The organism is Pedobacter sp. B4-66 (genome assembly GCF_018492665.1).
In the GTDB taxonomy this organism is placed as follows: Bacteria; Bacteroidota; Bacteroidia; order Sphingobacteriales; family Sphingobacteriaceae; genus Pedobacter.
This window is the reverse complement of record NZ_JAFVME010000015.1, coordinates 68,535-89,456: the sequence shown is the minus strand read 5'-3', so window position 1 is coordinate 89,456 and position 20,922 is coordinate 68,535. Positions and strand designations below refer to the sequence as shown.

The 20,922-nt window shown below is 36.5% G+C and carries 18 protein-coding genes; 10 read left to right on the top strand and 8 right to left on the bottom strand.

Features of this window, described 5'->3' with window-relative positions:
• Positions 1–97: 97 nt before the first annotated feature.
• From J1905_RS21665 to J1905_RS21640, 6 genes are all read left to right on the top strand, one after another.
• On the top strand, positions 98–2,260 hold the full coding sequence (locus J1905_RS21665; RefSeq protein ID WP_214229302.1) for an alpha-N-acetylglucosaminidase: 2,163 nt from the start codon (positions 98–100) through the stop codon (positions 2,258–2,260).
• Positions 2,261–2,359: 99 nt separating this feature from the next.
• On the top strand, positions 2,360–3,553 hold the full coding sequence (mqnE, locus tag J1905_RS21660; RefSeq protein WP_214229301.1) for an aminofutalosine synthase MqnE: 1,194 nt from the start codon (positions 2,360–2,362) through the stop codon (positions 3,551–3,553).
• The gene (locus tag J1905_RS21655) at positions 3,553–4,164 is read left to right on the top strand and encodes a histidine phosphatase family protein (protein WP_214229300.1); all 612 of its coding nucleotides are present in this window, start codon (positions 3,553–3,555) and stop codon (positions 4,162–4,164) included. The genes mqnE and J1905_RS21655 overlap by 1 nt, the downstream gene beginning before the upstream one ends.
• A gap of 5 nt (positions 4,165–4,169) precedes the next feature.
• Complete coding sequence (locus J1905_RS21650) at positions 4,170–4,895, top strand: menaquinone biosynthetic enzyme MqnA/MqnD family protein (protein ID WP_214229299.1); 726 nt, start codon at positions 4,170–4,172, stop codon at positions 4,893–4,895.
• 86 nt (positions 4,896–4,981) lie between these two features.
• Complete coding sequence (gene mutS / locus J1905_RS21645) at positions 4,982–7,591, top strand: DNA mismatch repair protein MutS (RefSeq protein WP_214229298.1); 2,610 nt, start codon at positions 4,982–4,984, stop codon at positions 7,589–7,591.
• Positions 7,592–7,595: 4 nt separating this feature from the next.
• The gene (locus J1905_RS21640) at positions 7,596–8,108 is read left to right on the top strand and encodes a C40 family peptidase (RefSeq protein ID WP_214229297.1); all 513 of its coding nucleotides are present in this window, start codon (positions 7,596–7,598) and stop codon (positions 8,106–8,108) included.
• A 116-nt stretch (positions 8,109–8,224) separates the two neighbouring features.
• Here the strand turns inward: J1905_RS21640 and J1905_RS21635 are convergent, their stop codons facing one another.
• Both J1905_RS21635 and J1905_RS21630 read right to left on the bottom strand, forming a co-directional pair.
• Positions 8,225–10,132, bottom strand: a complete 1,908-nt coding sequence (locus J1905_RS21635; RefSeq protein ID WP_214229296.1) for a DUF3858 domain-containing protein — start codon at positions 10,130–10,132, stop codon at positions 8,225–8,227.
• Complete coding sequence (locus J1905_RS21630; protein WP_214229295.1) at positions 10,133–12,109, bottom strand: DUF3858 domain-containing protein; 1,977 nt, start codon at positions 12,107–12,109, stop codon at positions 10,133–10,135.
• A gap of 152 nt (positions 12,110–12,261) precedes the next feature.
• Between J1905_RS21630 and J1905_RS21625 the strand changes: the two genes are divergently transcribed.
• Entirely contained in the window at positions 12,262–13,266 is a 1,005-nt protein-coding gene (locus tag J1905_RS21625) for a 3'-5' exonuclease (protein WP_214229294.1), read from the top strand.
• A 46-nt stretch (positions 13,267–13,312) separates the two neighbouring features.
• Here J1905_RS21625 and queG read toward each other — a convergent pair whose 3' ends face one another.
• Positions 13,313–14,254, bottom strand: a complete 942-nt coding sequence (queG, locus tag J1905_RS21620; protein WP_214229293.1) for a tRNA epoxyqueuosine(34) reductase QueG — start codon at positions 14,252–14,254, stop codon at positions 13,313–13,315.
• Between the two features lie 75 nt (positions 14,255–14,329).
• Between queG and J1905_RS21615 the strand changes: the two genes are divergently transcribed.
• Positions 14,330–14,539, top strand: coding sequence for a hypothetical protein (locus J1905_RS21615; RefSeq protein ID WP_173089294.1), 210 nt, complete (start codon positions 14,330–14,332; stop codon positions 14,537–14,539).
• Between the two features lie 13 nt (positions 14,540–14,552).
• Here J1905_RS21615 and ruvB read toward each other — a convergent pair whose 3' ends face one another.
• The 3 genes from ruvB to pdxH form a co-directional block, all read right to left on the bottom strand.
• Complete coding sequence (gene ruvB / locus J1905_RS21610) at positions 14,553–15,575, bottom strand: Holliday junction branch migration DNA helicase RuvB (RefSeq protein ID WP_173089295.1); 1,023 nt, start codon at positions 15,573–15,575, stop codon at positions 14,553–14,555.
• 205 nt (positions 15,576–15,780) lie between these two features.
• Complete coding sequence (locus tag J1905_RS21605; RefSeq protein ID WP_214229292.1) at positions 15,781–16,668, bottom strand: 3-hydroxybutyryl-CoA dehydrogenase; 888 nt, start codon at positions 16,666–16,668, stop codon at positions 15,781–15,783.
• Between the two features lie 11 nt (positions 16,669–16,679).
• A complete protein-coding gene (gene pdxH, locus J1905_RS21600; protein WP_214229291.1) occupies positions 16,680–17,330 on the bottom strand; it encodes a pyridoxamine 5'-phosphate oxidase in 651 nt (216 codons plus the stop codon).
• A gap of 47 nt (positions 17,331–17,377) precedes the next feature.
• Here pdxH and J1905_RS21595 point away from each other — a divergent pair, with 47 nt between their 5' ends.
• Complete coding sequence (locus J1905_RS21595; protein WP_214229290.1) at positions 17,378–17,941, top strand: YqgE/AlgH family protein; 564 nt, start codon at positions 17,378–17,380, stop codon at positions 17,939–17,941.
• 70 nt (positions 17,942–18,011) lie between these two features.
• Here J1905_RS21595 and purE read toward each other — a convergent pair whose 3' ends face one another.
• Entirely contained in the window at positions 18,012–18,494 is a 483-nt protein-coding gene (purE, locus tag J1905_RS21590; protein WP_108203967.1) for a 5-(carboxyamino)imidazole ribonucleotide mutase, read from the bottom strand.
• On the bottom strand, positions 18,494–19,633 hold the full coding sequence (locus tag J1905_RS21585; protein WP_214229289.1) for a 5-(carboxyamino)imidazole ribonucleotide synthase: 1,140 nt from the start codon (positions 19,631–19,633) through the stop codon (positions 18,494–18,496). Before J1905_RS21585 ends, purE begins: the two co-directional genes overlap by 1 nt.
• A 17-nt stretch (positions 19,634–19,650) precedes the next feature.
• On the opposite strand from J1905_RS21585, the gene J1905_RS21580 reads away from it, so the two are divergent.
• Positions 19,651–20,883: a BaiN/RdsA family NAD(P)/FAD-dependent oxidoreductase gene (locus tag J1905_RS21580; RefSeq protein ID WP_250318167.1), complete on the top strand. Its 1,233-nt coding sequence runs from the start codon at positions 19,651–19,653 to the stop codon at positions 20,881–20,883.
• Positions 20,884–20,922 lie beyond the last annotated feature (39 nt).

Below are 20,922 nucleotides of genomic sequence, written 5' to 3'. Positions count from 1 at the left end.
AATAAGTACATAATTTGCGTGTTTTTACTAAATTTATCCCTTGTAAACTTACTGTTTTTCCTTTTAGGTAAAACAAAATTTTTTTTAAGCTATATAAATGAACCCTTTCTCCTTAAAAACAAAGTCTTTTTTATTTGCCTTACTCGCAATAGGCTCGTTCTTTTCACTAAAAGCGCAAACTTATCAGTCGGTTAAACAGATTGCGGAGAGAAGAGTGCCATGGTTAGCTTCATCTTTATCATTTAGTATAATCCCGTCCGATAATTGGAATGAGGTTTTTGAGCTTTCCATGCGAAACAATAAAATACATATTGGAGCATCAAGTTCAAGTGCCGCATCATCTGCTTTAAATTGGTATCTAAAATACTATTGTAACCGAAGTATGTCTCATTTTGGAGATAATCTTTCGTCGGTAACAAAGCTTCCTTTAATAAAGCAGAAAATAAGGATTGTTTCGCCATATCCGGTTCGTTATGCATTAAACTACTGTACCATAAATTACTCGATGAGTTTCTATAAATGGGAAGATTGGGAAAGAGAGTTGGATTGGATGGCTTTAAATGGAGTAAATCTGATGTTGGCCCCAGTTGGCATGGAGGCGGTATGGCAAAATACTTTAAGAAAGCTTGGCTATTCAGAGAAAGAAACCCTAGATTTTATTGCAGGACCAGCCTTTAGCGCATGGTGGTTAATGGGGAATCTTGAAGGTTGGGGTGGTCCAGTTAGTCAGGATTTTATAGATCGGCAGGCAAAGCTCCAACAGAAAATCCTTAAAAGGATGAAGGAGCTTGAAATAGAACCCTTAATGCACGGTTTTTATGGAATGATACCAACTTCCTTAAAAACTAAAATGGACATCAAGGTAATTGAGCAAGGTAAATGGGCTGGTGGTTTTCAGCGTCCCGACTTTCTTTTAACTGAAGATCCTGCTTTTTCGAAGCTAGCAGATATTTACTACAATGAAATGAAGATATTGTATGGAAGAGATCTGCGTTATTTTGGTGGGGATCCTTTTCATGAGGGAGGTAGTTCAAAAGGAACAGATGTAACTACATCGGCCACAGCAATACAAAAAGTAATGCAGGATAACTTTCCGGGTAGTACCTGGGTGTTACAAGGCTGGCAGGAAAATCCCTCTCCTAAATTGCTAGACGGATTAAATAGAAAAAAGACACTTGTGATAGAGTTGTTTGGAGAAAATACCAACAACTGGGAAAAGCGTAAAGGCTATAATGGAACTCCCTTTGTTTGGAGCAACGTAAGTAATTTTGGTGAAAAGAATGGTCTGTATGGTAAACTTCAACGATTTGCTGATGAGGTTTATCGTGCTAAAAACAGTCAATACGGAACCTTTTTAAAAGGTGTTGGAATTATACCTGAAGGCATTTACAATAATCCGGTTACGTTTGACCTGATGCTTGAGCTTGGATGGCATAAAGAGCGTGTAGATGTTAAGCAATGGATTAAAAAATATCAGGCTTTCCGTTATGGAAAAACCACACCGACATTAGAGAAAGCTTGGCAATTGTTATTGGAAACAGCTTATAGCAGCCCTGATATTTATCAGGAAGGACCTTCTGAATCGATATTCTGTGCCAGACCAGGTATTGATATTAAAAGCGTTTCTTCGTGGGGAACTAGGAAAAGAAACTATGATCCGGCCAAGTTTAAAGAGGCGGTTAAACTTTTCGTAGCAGCATCCAATGATTTTAAGGACAATGAAACATATCAGGTTGATAAAATAGACTTTGTAAGACAGTTGCAGGCTAATATTGGTGATGAGGTTTATCTGGAAATGACAGATGCCATTAAGGCTAAGGATGCAATGAAATTTAAAAAAAGCAGTGATAAATTTCAACAGTTGATTCTTCAACAAGATTCTTTATTGAGTTCTTCAAAATATTTCTCGTTAAACACATGGCTAAAGCAAGCCTTAAATTTTGGCGATACGGCTCAGGACAAAGCCAATGCTATAAAAAATGCTAAAATTCAAATTACCTACTGGGGGCCGGATTATAATGCGGCAACAGATCTTCATGAGTATGCTCACAAAGAATGGAGCGGTTTGCTAGGTTCATTATATTTATCCCGCTGGAAAAAGTTTACAGAACAGGAACTGGCAAAAATGAGCGATCCGGAAGCTCCAATAACCGACTACTTTAAAATGGATAAAGCGTGGACGGAGGGCCAGGAAATGTATGCGCCTCAGCAACTGTCTGACAAGCAGCTAAATGATTTGATAAATAGAATTATAAAGTAAAAATAGGTTAGCGCTCTTTACATAACCCTGACAGGTAATATCCCTTAAAAAGGGGTTATCTGTTGATTTTATCTTACTTTTGTTCATTATACGTTATAAATGGATACTACTTCAAAACTAGCTCTGATTTTAAACGATCCAGATCTGCCTAAGGCACTTAAATCAATTGCACAAAAGGTACAAAATCAAGAAAGGATTACTTTTGACGAGTGTGTTTATCTTTATGAACACGCCGAATTGGGTTACCTAGGTACTTTGGCTAACTATATAAGAGAACAAAAGCACGGTGATAAGACTTATTTTAACCGTAACTTTCATTTAGAACCGACTAACCTTTGTGTTTACGATTGTAAATTTTGTTCATATTCCCGCTTAATTAAGCAGAAAGAAGAAGGCTGGGCATTAACAATGGAAGAGATGCTCGACGTTGTTAAAAAGTATGATGATGAACCTGTTACCGAAGTACACATTGTAGGAGGGGTTTTACCTCAATATGATGTTGCTTTTTATTCAGCTTTATTTACTGCAATAAAAAAACACCGCCCTGAACTTCATGTTAAAGCACTGACTCCTGTAGAATATCATTATATATTTAAGAAGGCTAAAATTGACTACGCTACTGGTATGAGGTTAATGAAAGAAGCCGGATTGGAGTCAATTCCTGGAGGAGGAGCAGAGATTTTTCATCCTGAAGTTAGAGACCTTATATCTAAAGATAAATGTACTGGCGAACAATGGTTGGCTATACACGAAGAATGGCATAAGTTAGGTATGCGTTCTAACGCAACAATGCTATATGGTCATATCGAAAAATATGAACATCGTGTGGATCACATGGAGCAATTACGCCAATTGCAAGATAGGACAGGAGGTTTCCAAACTTTTATCCCTCTAAAGTTCAGAAATCAGCACAATCAAATGAGTAACGTACCTGAGGTATCTGTAATTGAAGACCTGAGAAATTATGCAATTGCGCGTATTTACATGGATAACTTTGATCACATAAAAGCTTATTGGGCGATGATTAGCCGACAAACAGCTCAACTGTCACTGAACTTTGGAGTAGACGATATAGATGGTACACTTGATGATACCACCAAAATTTACTCAATGGCCGGTGCAGAAGAGCAACATCCTGCGATGAGTACTCAAGATCTTGTAAATCTCATAAAACAGGTAAAACGCAAGCCGATAGAAAGAGATACCCTATATAATGTGGTAACAGATTATACCGATTTCGTTTTTGAGAATGAAGTGAAGCCTCAGTACTACAAATTACCTGTAATTAACTAATGGATAAGGAAATATACATCATCAGACATGGTGAAACGGAATTAAATAAATTAGGAATTGTACAAGGCCGGGGAATTAATAGCGATCTTAACGAGACCGGAAGGAGTCAGGCCGCTGCTTTTTACGCAATGTATAAAGATGTGCCTTTCGAAAAAGTGTATACCTCAAAACTAAAGCGTACACATCAAACAGTTCAAGGGTTTATTGATGCTGGTACTCCATGGGAACAAGTGGCTGGTTTAGATGAGCTTGCATGGGGTAAATGGGAAGGTAAGCCTAATGATGATAATGCAATGGCTGCATTTAAAGCAATTGTACAAGCATGGAACGATGGCGATTATGATGCTCATTTTGAAGGAGGAGAGAGTCCTAATCAAGTTTTGGTTAGGCTTAAAGAAGCGATGGATCTTATCAAATCCAGAAAAGATGAAAGGCTAATCTTAATTTGCATGCATGGCCGTGCAATGCGTTTATTACTTTGTTTACTTATGAACAAACCTTTATCTGAGATGGGCGATTTTCCTCATCAAAATACCACACTTTACAAAGTTGAACTTACCAAAGATGAATTTAATATCATTGAGTTCAATAATACCGACCATTTAAAATAATTCCATTGAGTAATATTAAAATATCTGCAGTTTCCTATACAAATACTAAGCCCTTCATTTACGGAATTGAGCATTCGGAAATTTTAAATAAGATAGATCTAAGTTTAGATATCCCATCAGATTGTGCGGCAAAGTTAATTAATAATCAGGTTGATATAGGCTTAATTCCTGTGGCAGCTATACCATACGTACCTAATGCCAATATCGTAGCAAACTATTGTATTGGTTCAGTTGGCGCAGTGAACTCGGTATTTATTTTTAGTGATGTTGCCATTTCAGAAATTAAAACCGTAAGATTAGATAGCCATTCTCGTACATCAAATAATCTTGCAAAAGTATTGTTGAAGTTTTACTGGAAACAAGATGTCGAATTTACAACTGATATCAATGAAAAAACGGATGCCATAGTTTTAATTGGCGACAGAACTTTCGGCAAAAAGACCGATTATTTGTTTGCTTATGATATGGGAGAAGAATGGATGAACTTTACTGGCTTGCCGTTTGTTTACGCAGCTTGGGTTGCCAATAAAACTATTCCTCAATCCTTTATTGATGAATTTAATGACGCATTGGCTCTCGGATTAGGTCACCGATCTGAGTTATTAAAAGACTTAGCTGTCCGTGATGATTTTGATTTAGACGATTATCTATTCCACAAACTCGATTTCGACCTCACAGATAAGAAAAGAGAAGCATTGGATTTATTCCTATCCTATATTGCTAAACTTTAAACCTATAAACATTTTTTAAATTTTCAACAAATCATAAAGCCTATATATCAAGATAGTATCTTTACGATTTTGTAAACAGAATCATTTTGGCTAAAGATAATACTAAAGAAACCCCGTTAATGCAGCAATACAATGCTATTAAAGCAAAGTATCCGGGCGCATTATTACTGTTTAGGGTTGGCGATTTCTATGAAACATTTGGTGAGGATGCAGTTAAAACATCGCAGATATTAGGAATTGTACTTACCAGAAGAGGTACAGGCCCAAATGGTGCTTTAGAATTAGCGGGCTTCCCACATCATTCATTAGATAATTATCTTTCAAAGTTGGTTAGAGCAGGCCAAAGGGTGGCAATTTGCGACCAGTTGGAAGATCCTAAAACAACAAAAACAATTGTTAAGAGAGGTGTTACCGAACTAGTAACACCAGGTGTAGCTTATAGCGATAACATCTTAAGCCAAAAATCTAACAATTATTTGGCCGCTGTTTATTTTGATAAAAATAGTATTGGTGTATCTTTTGCAGATATTTCGACAGGTGAATTTCTTGTTGCCCAAGGAGATGCAGAATACATAGACAAGCTTTTACAAGGCTTTAAACCAAATGAAGTCGTTTTTCAGAAAAGTAAAAGGAAAGAATTTCTTGAGAATTTTGGCGACAAGTTTTATACTTTTCATTTAGACGATTGGGCATTTACCAACGATTACGCAAATGAAATTTTAACCAAGCATTTTGAAGTAACCTCTTTAAAAGGATTTGGAGTTGATAAGCTACAAACAGGGATTGTTGCTGCGGGAGTGGTTCTTCATTATTTGAATGAAACTGAGCATCGCAATTTAAAACACATTTCATCAATTTCTCGTTTAGAGGAAGAGAAGTTCGTATGGTTAGATCGTTTTACGATTAGAAATCTGGAGTTGGTTAGCTCTACAAACGATAATGCTGTTACGCTTTTTGAGGTGCTTGATCAAACATCAACCCCAATGGGCGCCCGTTTGTTACACAAATGGATCATATTGCCGCTAAAGGAGTTAAAACCAATTCAAGAGCGTTTAGGTGTTGTTGAATTCCTGATAAAAAAAGAATCTCTTTTAGATGAGTTTTTAACTCATATCAAGCAGATCGGTGATTTGGAAAGATTGATTTCCAAAGTAGGACTACAAAGAGTAGGGCCTCGAGAGCTTTGTCAGTTAAAAAAAGCATTATATCATATAGAATCTGTTAAAAAGATAGCTGAAGAGGTGAAAAACCCTTTCTTGTCTGTTCTTGCAGATCAATTAAATCCATGTTTAACCATCAGAGAAAAGCTCGAAAGAGAATTACAGCAAGATCCACCTGCTTTATTAATCAAAGGGAATGTAATTGCTGATGGGATTGATGAAGACTTGGATAGGCTTAGAAAAATAGCCTTTGGAGGTAAAGATTACTTAGTTGAAATTCAGAAAAGAGAAGCTGCCATTACCGGTATACCTTCTTTAAAAATAGCTTTTAATAATGTTTTTGGATATTATTTAGAGGTTACCCATACACATAAAGATAAAGTACCTGCAGACTGGATTAGAAAACAAACTCTTGTAAGTGCTGAAAGATATATTACTCCTGAATTAAAGGAGTATGAAGAACAGATACTTGGTGCCGAAGAAAAAATTCAGCAGATAGAGGTTCGTTTATACAATGAATTGGTATATCAGGTATCTGCATATATTAAGCAAATTCAATTAAATGCTTTCCAGATAGCTCAACTAGATGTGCTGTTGTGTTTTGCTCAATTAGCGATTAAAAATCACTATGTAAAGCCTGAAATTACTACTGGAAAAGCTTTAGATATTAAAGGTGGAAGACACCCTGTAATTGAAAAAAGGTTACCTGTAGGAGAAGAATACATCACCAATGATGTGTTCTTAGATAACGATACTCAGCAGATCATTATCATTACCGGCCCCAATATGTCGGGTAAGTCGGCTATATTAAGGCAAACTGGGCTTATTGTATTGATGGCTCAAATGGGCTGTTTTGTGCCGGCTAAAGCTGCGAGTATTGGGTTAATTGATAAGATCTTTACAAGGGTAGGGGCTTCTGATAACCTTTCTTCGGGAGAGAGTACATTCATGGTAGAAATGAATGAAACGGCCAGCATCCTAAACAACATTTCGGATAATAGCTTAATTCTCCTTGATGAAATTGGTAGAGGAACAAGTACTTACGACGGTATTTCAATAGCCTGGGCAATTGCAGAGTTTTTGCATACGCATCCAACCGCGCGACCAAAAACATTATTTGCCACTCACTATCACGAATTAAATGAACTGGAAAATACCATGAGCCGTATCAGGAACTTTAATGTATCCATTAAAGAGGTTTCAAATAAGGTAATTTTCCTACGTAAGCTAGTGCCGGGTGGCAGTGAGCACAGTTTTGGTATTCATGTTGCTAAAATGGCCGGTATGCCTGCTAAACTGATCAACAGGGCAAATGAGATTCTTAAAAAGCTTGAAATAGACCGAACTGAAGGCCAAAGCATTAAAGACAGCATTAAAAAGGTTCAAAATCAGGCTTATCAATTACAAATGTTTGCCATTGACGATCCTGTTTTAGTAAAAATAAGAGATACCCTTAACAACCTTGATGTGAATATACTTACCCCGGTTGAGGCGCTCTTAAAGCTTGATGAGATACAAAGAATAATTAAACAATAAGGCTATGATAATTTTGAAACTGCAGAAAAACAATATTAAAGGCATACTTTTTATACTTATGTTAGTTGTGTTGTCTTCATGTGGTTCAAGAAAACCAACTGTAAGCCCTAATTCAGCTTCTAAGGTAGCTTATGCCATGTCGCATTTAAAGAGTAAGCAATTGTACCGCTTTATTAATGACTGGACAGGAGTCAGGTATCGCCTTGGAGGATTAGATAAGGGTGGTATTGACTGCTCAGGTTTTGCTTTTTTATTGCAAAAGGATATTTATGGTATTAGCCTACCAAGAAGATCACGCGATCAAGCTACAACAATTAAGGAAAAGAGCATTAGCCAATTAAAAGAAGGAGACCTTATCTTCTTCTCTTTCGGCGGCGGTGCAGTAGACCACGTTGGTATATATCTTAATGATACTTATTTTGTTCATGCTTCTACAACAAGAGGCGTAGTAGTTGACGATTTAAGTCTGCCTGCTTATCAAAAAGCAATGGTTAAAGCAGGGTCTTTTAAAAACTAAATAATGTCAGAACAACAAGATTCCTTCTGGAACAAATACAAACGCTTTGCAACAACCGAAATACTAATGTATTTGATTATGGTTATTGGAATAGCGTTAGGAATTATTTTTCTAAGTTAGTCTGTTTTAAAAACTACCTTACCATTATCAGAGCTGCTTACATCACTAAAAAAGCGCATAAAGTTTTCATATGTGTCAGCAGGATAGGTTCCGTTATTTAGTACAAACTTCCTGTTGTAGGTAAGCTTTTTACCTTCCATTTTTACTTTAATAGTATAGCTTCCGAAAGGAGATTTAATTTCTCGATCTTCAGGCTTTGCTTCTATACTATATCCTTCAGGAACATTGTAAACTATCTCATCTTCATCAGTAAACCCTCTGTTTACATATACGGGTAGTGTTCTGTTTCTAACTTCAGGAATTGAATTTGTTTTATTGAATGCATTAAGAACCATATAAATTCGGTTATTGGTACGCGGTGCATATTTCTGAATAGTGAAATCTAATGATTCTGATGTTACCGGATTACTGTCTTTTTTTTGAGTTAGCTTAAGATTACTGAAGTCTATATTATCGATATCGTATTCTTCCTTTAGCAGCTTTAATTGTTCAGATGTAGGTTTGCCAATAATACGGCGATAATTGTCATATTGAGAACCACTAAAGTTCGTTTGAAGCTTACCATTAACATTTCCATCTTTGTCCAGATTAAGTTCCGCTTTGCGTTTTAACAAGCTGGCAGCGGTAGTTAATATTGGTGTTTTTATCAGTTTTCCTCCTTGTTCCGTACAGGCTAACACAATACGGTCATCTGTAAAGCTACCTAAATAACCGAAAGGGCTGTCCTGACTGGTACATTCTAACCAGGTTGTATCATTTTTAAGTGGTACACATAAGATAATGTGATTACCCTGGTCCATACTTGCAAAATCCACATCCATACTTTTTTTATAGCTATCGCCATATACAACACAATAAAGGCTGTTTATGCCTACAGCTTTTAATAAACTCTGTGTATAGTTTACAAGTGCTTTACAATCGCCATAGGAAACGCGGTGTACTTCTGCAGCTTCAAAAGGTTGAAAACCACCTATGCCAATTTGTACACTGATATATCTTGTTTTCTTTTGAACATATTCATAAATCTTTTTTGCCTTCTCTTTATCAGTGTTTAATCCTTTTACCAGATCATTCATTTCTTGAATGATGTCAGGAGAAAGGGTTTGTCTGGTTTTTACAAGATCATCATAAACCCACTTACCTAATTCCTGCCAATTACTGTAATTTCCTTTATGTCCGTAATAGGTAAATTGCTCAGGCGCTATTTTTACATAAGTAAGGTAATTATCCGGATCTGGAGCGTAAGGTTCGCGCTTAAGTGCACTTAGGTCATTTACTTTCCATGTCCGACTAGCTAATTTATCTGTTTTTTCTACTTCTGGACTACCTTTATAATTATACTCCTTTACACGGATTTTATCATCAGGTTTCGAAATAAAAGTATACGTATTTTTCTCAACCGAAACATCAGAGTAGGGGGTGGCATACCAATCGGGAATAATTAGGTTTTGTTTATACCTTATTTCATACTCGTAGATAATCGTATAGGGATATGATAAAACATTTGGAACATATTTTTTAATCCGTGCATCTTCAAATAGAGAAAAGTCATTTACAGCGCTTTCATCAAGGAAATTGCTTAACGAAAATTTACCTGTTGGTTTTCCGAAAGCATCCATAATAATACCTTTAGCACTTTTAATGGAGGTTGCCTTGTTATAGAAAATATACAGACTTGCAGCTTGTTCTCCATTTTTATTCAGAACTGTAATTGCTTTTTTAACATTCAGGATCACATTTTCCGGAGCACGCATATCAACAGTAGTCGCCATATTTCTGATTACCGCATTGGCTCTGCTTTTTAATGCAGAAGGAATGTTTTCAACGTTATAATCTGGTTGCTCCTGTGTATATCCATTTAAAGCAGCTGCAATAAAAATAAGTACTAATAATCTCTTTAGCATTTACTTGGTTTTTTTAAATACAATATCGGTTTTTTGTAATTGTATAATTCGGCTATAAAACTCTTTGAGCGATAAATAATCCTCAGAATCGTAAATAGGTTTGTTAAACTGTAGCATTTGATTGAAAATAAATGAATCATCTTGCATTGCTGTTGAAGTCAGGTATTTACCACCATTGTCTGCAAGGGCTAGAGACATATCTTTTGGCTTATCTGCAACACTAATATTGGCAGGGAGTTTAATAATCATTGTAATTCTTTCTTCATTTGCGGCTCCTAAATCCACCGGATAGTTTCTTTCATTTAAATTAAACGGATTTTTGCTGATACGGTTTATAAAGAATGGGTTGAAGTAGGACTGATCGGCATTTAAATTGTCGAACACCTTCATGTCAATTTCATATATTTCAATAAGTGGGTTATCTAAACTATCCACATTTTCTATGGAGTGCTTAAGGATGCTAATTCCAGGCATTTGCTCATCTAATTTTTCTACATATTCATCAACAGAGTTGGCAGCTACTATACGTTGACGTTTTTTAAGTGCGGCATATCCTGAAGAATAAGTAGTTAATTTACCTTTTAACTTTCCATCACTGGTTAATTCACCATCCAAAATATATTTTGTCGACTCCTTTTGACTGGCTTTTAAATCATACCAATAAGAAGGCTTTTTCAAATTTATAACCCTGCCATTTCCATTTATACACTGCAATGGCAATAAGCCAAAAGGTAATAGCGGTTGAGATGCATCAAGTAAGTAACTTTGATCGCCGATGTTTACTTTAGCAACCACATAATCAAAATCACTGATCACAGGATATAAATTATTAACTACTCCATTTGCCCTGGTTGATAGTATTACGGCTTCAGCATCCAGATTTGCAGCACTCAATGCTGCAATTAAAGCAAGGTTAATATCTCCGGTATTTCCTGAATGTTTTTCTAAGGCAGTTTTAATATTAGTTTCACTGTATATGCCAATAAAACCATTCATTTTTATATTCTTTCCAATGTAAGTGTAAATTGCTTTAGCTTTATTAAGGTCATCACTGACATTCCCTAATATCTGCGGAAGAAGCTCTTTGAAAACATCTTTCCTCTTCATTTGATCTCCGAATGCTTTTTCCGATACTAGTTCATAATCAACGTCTTTCCAGGTTTTAGTGATGCTTTTTTTACCTCCATTCATTTGCACATAATCAGAAAGTTCGAAGTAAATAGCTGACTTGAAGTTGCTGGGGGCGGTCATGTAATCTTCTTCAATCAATGCTGGAACATCTTTCATGATGTAAGTCATTTTTGAGCAGTCAATTTTAGTTCCGTTAATACTAAGGCATTCTCTTTTCACTTCGGCATTTTGTTTGGCAAACTTTTGCACCCCTCTTAATGAAACATTGTAGTTGTATATCGCAGGGATGTTGGCTATATATTCGCTTTGTAGTTTTGGTATGTCAGACTGAAACTCCCAGGTTTTGAAATTGAAAATGCTTGGTAAGCTCATACGATAGCTATACTCTATAATACTTCCATCCATTAAGTTGGGCATGGTGAACTTTGTAAGCGAAACGTATTTGTTCCTTTTCTCAGTAAATACCTTTTTCTTATCAAGCTCTGTAGTAACCAACTTTCCGTTTGTAAAGTTTATGGTTGTAGCTTTTAATTCTTTAATTTCATCTTCACCATCACGGTATATCCTTAAAGGAATTACAATATTTCCATGGCTAAAACCTTCCTTATTGAAAATCTTAATACGTACGTGGTATTCAAAGTCGATGTAAGTTTTTCCAGTGGCATTATCAAGTTGTACAGAAGCAGTTCCGAATTCTTTGATTACCATTGCATTGGCAGTGCTATCTAGACGGGTATTTTTTAATTCAACATCACTTCCGGTAATTTTGCCATATTCAAAGTCCTGTGCGTATAGGTAGGTGGTCGAAAAAAAAGTTAAAAGAAGGGTAATAGAAAAGAGTTTCATACTGGAGCGATATTGTTATATAAGATTGACATAGCAAAGGAAATAAAAATATACATTAAAACCATTTGTTTCTGAATTTAGTGGATTGTCAAATTAAGTTAAGGATTAATGGATGATTTTTACGACTTTTGAAAAGCTACAAAATGTTAAAAATGAAATTAAATTTAAATCGTCCGCTTGCTTTTTTTGATCTAGAAACTACAGGAGTTAATGTTGGTGCTGATCGTATCGTAGAAATTGCAATACTAAAAGCTATGCCAGATGGCTCAGAACAGATTAAAACTTTACGTATTAATCCTGAGATGCCAATACCACTACAATCATCATTAATTCATGGAATTTATGATAAGGATATTGCTAATGAGCCAACATTTAAAGATGTAGCACAAGAACTTGCTGATTTTATTGGCGATGCTGATTTAGCCGGATACAACTCTAACAGATTTGATATTCCTGTTTTGCTTGAAGAGTTTTTAAGAGCAGGTGTAGATTTTGATATGAACGATAGAAAATTTGTTGATGTTCAGAATGTATTCCATCAAATGGAACAACGTACACTACGTGCCGCTTATAAGTTCTATTGTGATAAAGACATTGTAAATGCGCACTCTGCAGAGGCTGATATTACAGCTACTTACCATGTTTTATTAGCTCAAATTGAACGTTATAGAGATACCGAGTTCGAAGATAAGCAAGGTAATATATCAAAACCTGTACAGAATAATGTTGAAGCTTTGCATGCTTTTACCAATATGAATAAACCTGTTGATTTTGCAGGCAGAATGGTTTTTAACGAAAATGATGAAGAAACTTTCAATTTCGGAAAACATAAAGGTAAAACCGTAGAACAGGTTTTTGATATTGAACCAAGTTACTATGCTTGGATGAAGCAAGGTGACTTTCCTTTATACACCAAGAAAAAGTTAGGTGAAATATGGGATAGATGGAACAAAAAAAAAGAAAAACTAAAGATTGAAAAGCAACAGCAAGGTCAGCAGGCTCAGGCTCCTAAACAAGCCCAACCCAATGTAGCTAGTAAGCCTACTACTCCAAATCAGGCTAGACCCGCATTTAAACCTCAGCCAAAAAAGGAAAAACCTGCGGTTGACGTTACAAATGATATGTTGGAACAGTTAAAAATGAAGTTCGGAAAATAGTAGAGAGACCCAAATGATATAAGTTATTTAGAACTACCCGGATTAATTATTCGGGTAGTTTTTTTATGAAATCTATATTCCTCGTAAGCCCTTTGAATTTAGTTCTTTTAACTGCCGAGTTTTTGAATATGCTTTTAAAAACGTCCTCTGTGATGTCCAGCCAGTCTTCACGTTTCATGTTTAGCAGGCTCTCATTTGGCTGAAACTTAGGTTCAGTATGTGGAACAGAAAACCGGTTCCATGGGCATACATCCTGGCAAATGTCGCATCCAAACATCCAGTTCTCCATTTTATCATTAAATGTGTTAGGTATTTCGTTCCTCAACTCAATGGTTAAGTAAGAAATACACTTCTTCGCATCAATAATAAATGGCGATAATATAGCATCAGTAGGACAGGCATCTATACATTTAGTACATGTACCGCAATGGTCTGTTTCAAAAGCATTATCATATTCCAGTTCTAAATCCACAATAAGTTCAGCCAGAAAGAAGAATGATCCGCTTTTTTTGCTAATTAGATTGCTGTTTTTCCCAATCCAGCCTATACCTGCTCGTTTTGCCCAAGCACGATCCAAAACAGGAGCAGAGTCCACAAAAGCGCGACCACTAACCTCACCAATCTCTTCTGAAATAAAATTAAGCAGTTGAAACAGCTTATCCTTGATTACCAAATGGTAGTCTGTACCATAAGCATATTTGGATATTTTTGGCGCATTAGGGTCGGTCTGCTGCTCTTCAGGGAAGTAGTTCAGTGTTAATGATATTACCGATTTTGAATCATCAACCAGTAACCGGGGGTCTAAACGCTTATCAAAGTGATTTTCCATGTAGGCCATTTCTCCATGAAAATTATTATTAAGCCACTTTTCGAGCCTTGGTGCTTCATCTTCAAGGAATTCAGCTTTGGCAATACCGCATTGCATGAAGCCTAATCGGAGGGCTTCATCCTTAATCATTTTGCTGTATTTTGCCGAATTACTGTTCATGAAATGCAAAGATAATCTTTGCTTATCAAACCTTTAAGGTCTTTAATTGTTTATAAGTAATTAAAACATACTGTTATGGATAATGAAGATGTTAAACACTCGCAAGAGCCGCTAAAACCTCATAAGCCAGTTGAGACGAATTATTCAAAGCATCAGGATGATCCGGGGCCCTCACGTCAGGCAGTAGATGAATATGATAAAAACGGAGCAGCTCCGGTATTAAAATGGATAATTCCCATTCTGGTTGTTGCTTTGTTGATCTATTGGCTGTTTTTTAAAGGCTAATGAAGTAAGATGATTAAAATAGTTTACCTGTTTGACCAGGGAAATTTCTTTTCAAATGCTTATACGCAGCTTCCGTAGCTTCGCGGCCACGAGAGGTACGCATTAGAAAACCTTCTTGTATAAGGAAAGGTTCATAAACCTCCTCAATAGTTCCTTCATCGTCACCAACTGCGGTAGCAATCGTTTTTAAGCCAACAGGTCCACCTTTAAACTTATCTATAATGGTGGTGAGGATTTTATTGTCCATTTCGTCCAAGCCGTGCTCATCAACATTTAAAGCATTAAGTGCATAACGGGCAATTTCCGTATCAATCTTACCATTTCCTTTAATTTGGGCAAAATCTCTTGTGCGTCTTAATAGCGCATTGGCAATACGTGGAGTACCACGACTTCTCCTTGCTATTTCATATGCACCTTCTTCAGTAATTGGGGTGTTTAGTATATCTGATGATCTTAAAACAATCGTCGTAAGTAATTTGGCATCATAATAAGCTAATCTTGAGTTGATGCCAAACCTAGCTCTTAAAGGTGCGGTTAATAAGCCCGAACGGGTGGTTGCACCCACTAGTGTAAATGGATTCAGACTAATCTGTACTGAACGTGCATTAGGGCCACTTTCCAGCATAATATCAATCTTAAAATCCTCCATTGCAGAGTATAAATACTCTTCAACAAGCGGGCTTAATCTGTGTATTTCATCAATAAATAGAATATCTCCAGTATCCAGATTAGTAAGTAATCCTGCAAGATCGCCTGGTTTATCTAAAACAGGGCCTGAAGTTATCTTTATTCCTACACCCATTTCATTTGCAATGATGTGCGAAAGTGTTGTTTTACCTAAACCCGGAGGGCCGTGTAATAAAACATGATCTAATGGTTCACCTCTTAACTTTGCCGCTTTTACAAAGATTTTAAGGTTCTCCATGATTTTCTCTTGCCCTGTAAAGTCCTCAAAAGCTTGTGGACGTAGCACTTTCTCTATATCACGTTCAATAGGAGTTAGGCTTTCAGAAGAAGGATCAAGATTTTCGTTCATTTATTTTAGTGCTTATTTAGTACTTAGTGTTGGATGCTTAGTTAATATTAGTAACATGATATACTCCTAAACGTTCAAAAATACATTTAAAATTACATATATGAAATTCTATACGGTTAGTTGCAAATAGCGCTTTAATACTAAGTGTTAAATTTAACACCCAATACTAAATACTATCTACTAAGTAATAACTAAGCATCCAGTCCTAACTAAACTTACCCGCAACTTTGGCTTCTTTAACACCATTGGCATAATTATAAAAACCTTCACCAGATTTTATTCCTTTGTTACCTGCCGTAACCATATTTACCAATAGTGGGCATGGAGCGTATTTAGGGTTTCCAAATCCATCATGCAATACACGTAAAATGGCTAAACAAACATCTAAACCTATAAAATCTGCAAGCTGCAAAGGTCCCATTGGGTGTGCCATTCCTAATTTCATTACGGTATCTATTTCTTCAACACCTGCAACATTTTCATAAAGTGTGTAAATAGCCTCATTGATCATGGGCATCAATATACGATTGGCTACAAAGCCAGGATAGTCATTTACTTCTACAGGAGCTTTTTCAAGCTGCTTAGACAGAGCCATTACAGTGGCAGTTGTTTCATCACTTGTGGCATAACCACGAATCACTTCAACGAGTTTCATTACCGGTACAGGATTCATAAAATGCATTCCAATAACTTTATCACCACGGTTAGTAACTGAGGCTATTTTGGTAATAGAAATAGAAGAAGTATTACTTGCTAAAATGGTTTGAGGCTTGACAAATGCATCCAAATCCTTAAATATCTTCAGTTTTAGGTCGAGGTTTTCGGTAGCAGCTTCAACAATCAAATCTGCGCTAGCAACACCGGATTGCATATCAGTAAACACAGTGATGTTTTTAAGCGTTTCTACTTTTTGCACCTCCGTGATTGTCCCTTTTGTAATCTGGCGATCAAGGTTTTTACTGATCGTGTTTATTGCCTTTTCAAGGGCTTCCTTGTTAATATCCACAAGGTTTACTTGATGTCCGAATTGCGCAAAAGTATGTGCAATCCCGTTGCCCATAGTACCTGAGCCTATTACCGAGATGTTTTTCATTTACAGTTTTTTTACGGCGCTAATCTATTGATAATCCATGAACCATCCACAAAATCGTAAACAATTCTGTCATGAAGTCTGCTAGGTCTGCCTTGCCAGAATTCTATATGAGTTGGTTCAACCAAATACCCTCCCCAATGTAACGGACGCGGGATTTCCTGACCTTCATATTGGGTAGTAAGTTCCTCAACTTTATGCTCCAAAGATTCTCTGCCACTAATTACCTTACTTTGAGGAGATGCAGTTGCACCAATTTGACTTTCTATTGGACGAGAATGAAAATAATCGGACGAAGCCTGTTCACTAACCTTACTTACCATCCCCTCAATACGTACCTGTCGCTCTAATTCAGGCCAAAAGAAAACCAATGCTGCCTGAGGGTTCTCAACTATATCTATACCTTTTTTACTTTCATAATTGGTATAGAATACAAAACCATCCTCATCAATATCCTTCAATAATACAATCCTTGCCGAAGGCTTTCCAAACCTATCACAAGTGGCAAGAGTCATCACATTTGGTTCATATAACTTTGCATCCACAGCATCCTTAAACCACTTTTTAAATTGAATAATTGGATTCGCATTTACGTCATTTTCAGAAAGACTAGCAGAACGATAATCTTGGCGCAGGTTTTGTATATTTTCTTTAGTAAGGTTCATACACAAAAATAGGGTTAGTTTAGTTAATTTTGTTTTAAATTTCTAAAATGTTAAGTCGCTTAGAGCCATCTATAGGTAAATTATTAATTTCTGAACCATTTTTAATGGATCCCAATTTTAGACGTTCTGTAGTTTTAATTACAGAGCATCAGGAAGAGGGAACGGTTGGTTTTATATTGAACCAAAAAAGTGCGCTTCTATTAAGCGATGTGATTCCTGAATTTGAGAACGCCGACTTCCCGGTGTATATCGGAGGCCCTGTTGGAACTGATACAGTTCATTTTCTTCATCGCTGCTATGATAAACTAAATGATGGGGAAGAAATTGCCAAAGGCATTTATTGGGGAGGTAACTTTGAAGCCTTAAAAATTCTGATTAACGGTAAAATCATTGACCCAAGCGAGATAAAGTTTTTTATTGGCTATTCAGGTTGGGGCACAGAGCAACTTAAAGAAGAGCTTAAAGAAAACACTTGGATAGTATCAGATAGTTATCATTCTGATGTGGTTTTTTCAAATGATGAGGAAGATTTGTGGAGAGAAGTGATCATTAACCTTGGTCCGAAATATGCGCACGTTAGTAATTTCCCTAGTAATCCTAATTTAAATTAGATTTTAGAACTTAGTATTTAGACATGTTGCTAAACTATCAATGTCTAAATACTAAAATCCAAATACTCCTCTACATCTCCAAAGCGCTTTCTTCAACTTTCTTTCTAAGCTCGTCTTTGTAAGCTTGCATTTTTACAGCAAGACTTGCATCAGCTGTTGAAAGTATCTGAACAGCAAGTAAACCTGCATTTTTTGCCGCATTAAGAGCAACAGTAGCAACAGGAATACCGTTAGGCATTTGTAAAATTGAAAGGATCGAGTCCCATCCGTCAATAGAGTTTGAAGATTTTACAGGAACTCCGATTACCGGTAGGACAGTAATTGAAGCTACCATTCCAGGTAAGTGTGCTGCGCCGCCTGCACCTGCGATAATTACTTTTAAACCACGATCAGCAGCCTGCTTTGCATAATCAAACATCCTTTCAGGAGTACGGTGAGCAGAAACAACTGTCATTTCGAATTCTACACCGAATTCTTTAAAAACATCAGCAGCGTCCTTCATAATATGAAGATCAGATTTGCTGCCCATTATAATGCCAACTTGTACGCTCATTAGGAAATAACTTTTAATGTATGTTTAATATAATTTGCTTTTTCTATTGCACTTTCGCGGTTTTGGTCAACAACAGTAATGTGACCCATTTTGCGGAAAGGCTTGGTATATTTTTTCCCGTACAAATGTACATATACACCGTCAATCGCCATGATTTTTTCTAAACCATGGTATTTTGCTACCCCATTATGATTTTTTTCACCAAGTAGGTTAATCATTACCGCGTTGTTTATTGAACGGGTATCACCTAAAGGCAGGTTAAAGATAGCCCTTAAATGCTGCTCAAATTGAGAAACATAATTACCTTCAATGGTTTGATGACCACTATTGTGAGGACGAGGAGCCAATTCATTTACTAAAATGTTACCATCTCTGGTAATGAACATTTCGACCGCTAATATTCCGGTAATATTTAGTGATGAAGCAATGCTTTTAGCAATAATTTCAGCTCTTTCCTGAACAGCTTCAGGATAAGTAGAAGGAGAAATAAGGAACTCAACCAGATTTGCCTCTGCATTGAACTCCATTTCAACCATAGGGAAGGTTTTCATATCTCCATTAGGGTTTCTTGCCACAATCACCGCAATTTCTTTCTCGAAATCTACAAGTTCTTCAATTAAACAAGGACCATCAAATGCATTTTCAACATCAGCCGCATTGTTGATTTTCATTACCCCTTTGCCGTCGTAACCATCCTTGCGCTGTTTAAGCATATAAGGGAAAGGAATGTTGCTGTTCAACATTTCCTCCTTACTGTTTACCAGTTGAAACGGAGCAGTAGGGATATCATTTTCTTTAAAAAACTGTTTTTGAACACCTTTATCTTGAATTAAACGAATTACCCTCGATTGTGGGTAAACATGTTTTCCTTCTTTTTCTAACTGTTCAAGGGCCTCTATATTTACTTTTTCTATTTCAATAGTAATGATGTCGGCTTTCTTTCCAAAATTATAAACGGTATCGAAATCAGTAATTGAGCCACACTCAAAGTAGTTTGCTATATGTTTACAAGGTGCGTCGTTGTCGGGATCTAAAATTAAAGTGGTTAAGTTATAATTGATAGCCTCTTGTATCAGCATTCTACCTAATTGTCCGCCTCCAAGTATGCCCAATTTTAAATCACTTATCTGTTTTGCCATATCAATATGAAAAAGTTATGCTTATTTTGCACAAAAATAACAATATAAACGGATTGATGGATGCAGATGCTATAATTATTGGAGCCGGAGCTTGTGGTTTGATGTGTGCAGTACAGGCAGGATACCTCGGAAAAAAGGTTATCCTACTAGAAAAAAGCGATAAACCGGGGGCTAAAATCCTGATCTCTGGTGGCGGTAGGTGTAACTATACCAACCTGTTTGCCAGTGATGAACAGTTTATATCTAACAATAAACATTTCAGTAAATCGGCATTTACACAGTGGACAGTTGAAGATACCGTCAGTTTTTTTGAAACTTATGGTATCACAGGAAAAGAAAAAACTTTAGGTCAACTTTTTCCGGACGGCAAAAACGCGAAAGATATTGTAGAAGTATTTACTACAATATGTGCCGATTTTGAACAGCAGATTATTTGCAATGCACAGGTATCGGAAATTGAAATTATTAACGATAGTTCTTTTGAAATAAAATACGAAAAAGGAGGGAAGCAGCGCACTCTAAAAGCTCCAAAGCTGGTAGTAGCTACAGGTGGATTGCCAATACACAAAATGGGAGCCACAGATTTCGCACTTCGTTTTGCCAGAAAACATGGCTTAAATATTATTGAAACCGGACCTGCTTTGGTTCCCTTAACCATTACCGGTAAGGACGAAGATTGGTATGCTCAACTATCAGGAAACAGCGTTTTTTGCGAAGTAAGCAATCATCGTATAGCTTTCGAAGAGAATATTTTGTTTACCCATTGGGGTTTAAGTGGCCCAGCTATTTTGCAGATTTCTTCTTATTGGAGAAGGGGTGAAGAGATTAATATTGATTTGCTGCCAGGTAAAGATATTACACGCCTTATTGAAGAAGAAAGAAAGATGAATGGAAAATCTCTGCTTTCTACCGTATTTAATAGGTTTTACCCTAAAAAACTTACTGATGCAATGAGTAAATTTTTACCAATAGAAAAGCAGGTAGCATCATTAACTAAAGTAGAATTAGAACTTATCCATAAAACCATACATCTATTTAAGGTAAAACCTGCCGGAGATAAGGGCTACGATAAAGCCGAGGTAATGAGGGGTGGTATTGACACCAATGAGCTTTCCTCTAAAACATTGGAATGCAAAAATATAGCCGGTTTGTATTTCGGGGGCGAATGTGTAGATGTAACCGGCTGGCTTGGTGGCTATAACTTTCAATGGGCTTGGGCAAACGGATTTGTGATTGCCCAGAATTTGTAGAGCGTTGTTAGGGCCTATTAGGTCCTAACAACGCAAAGA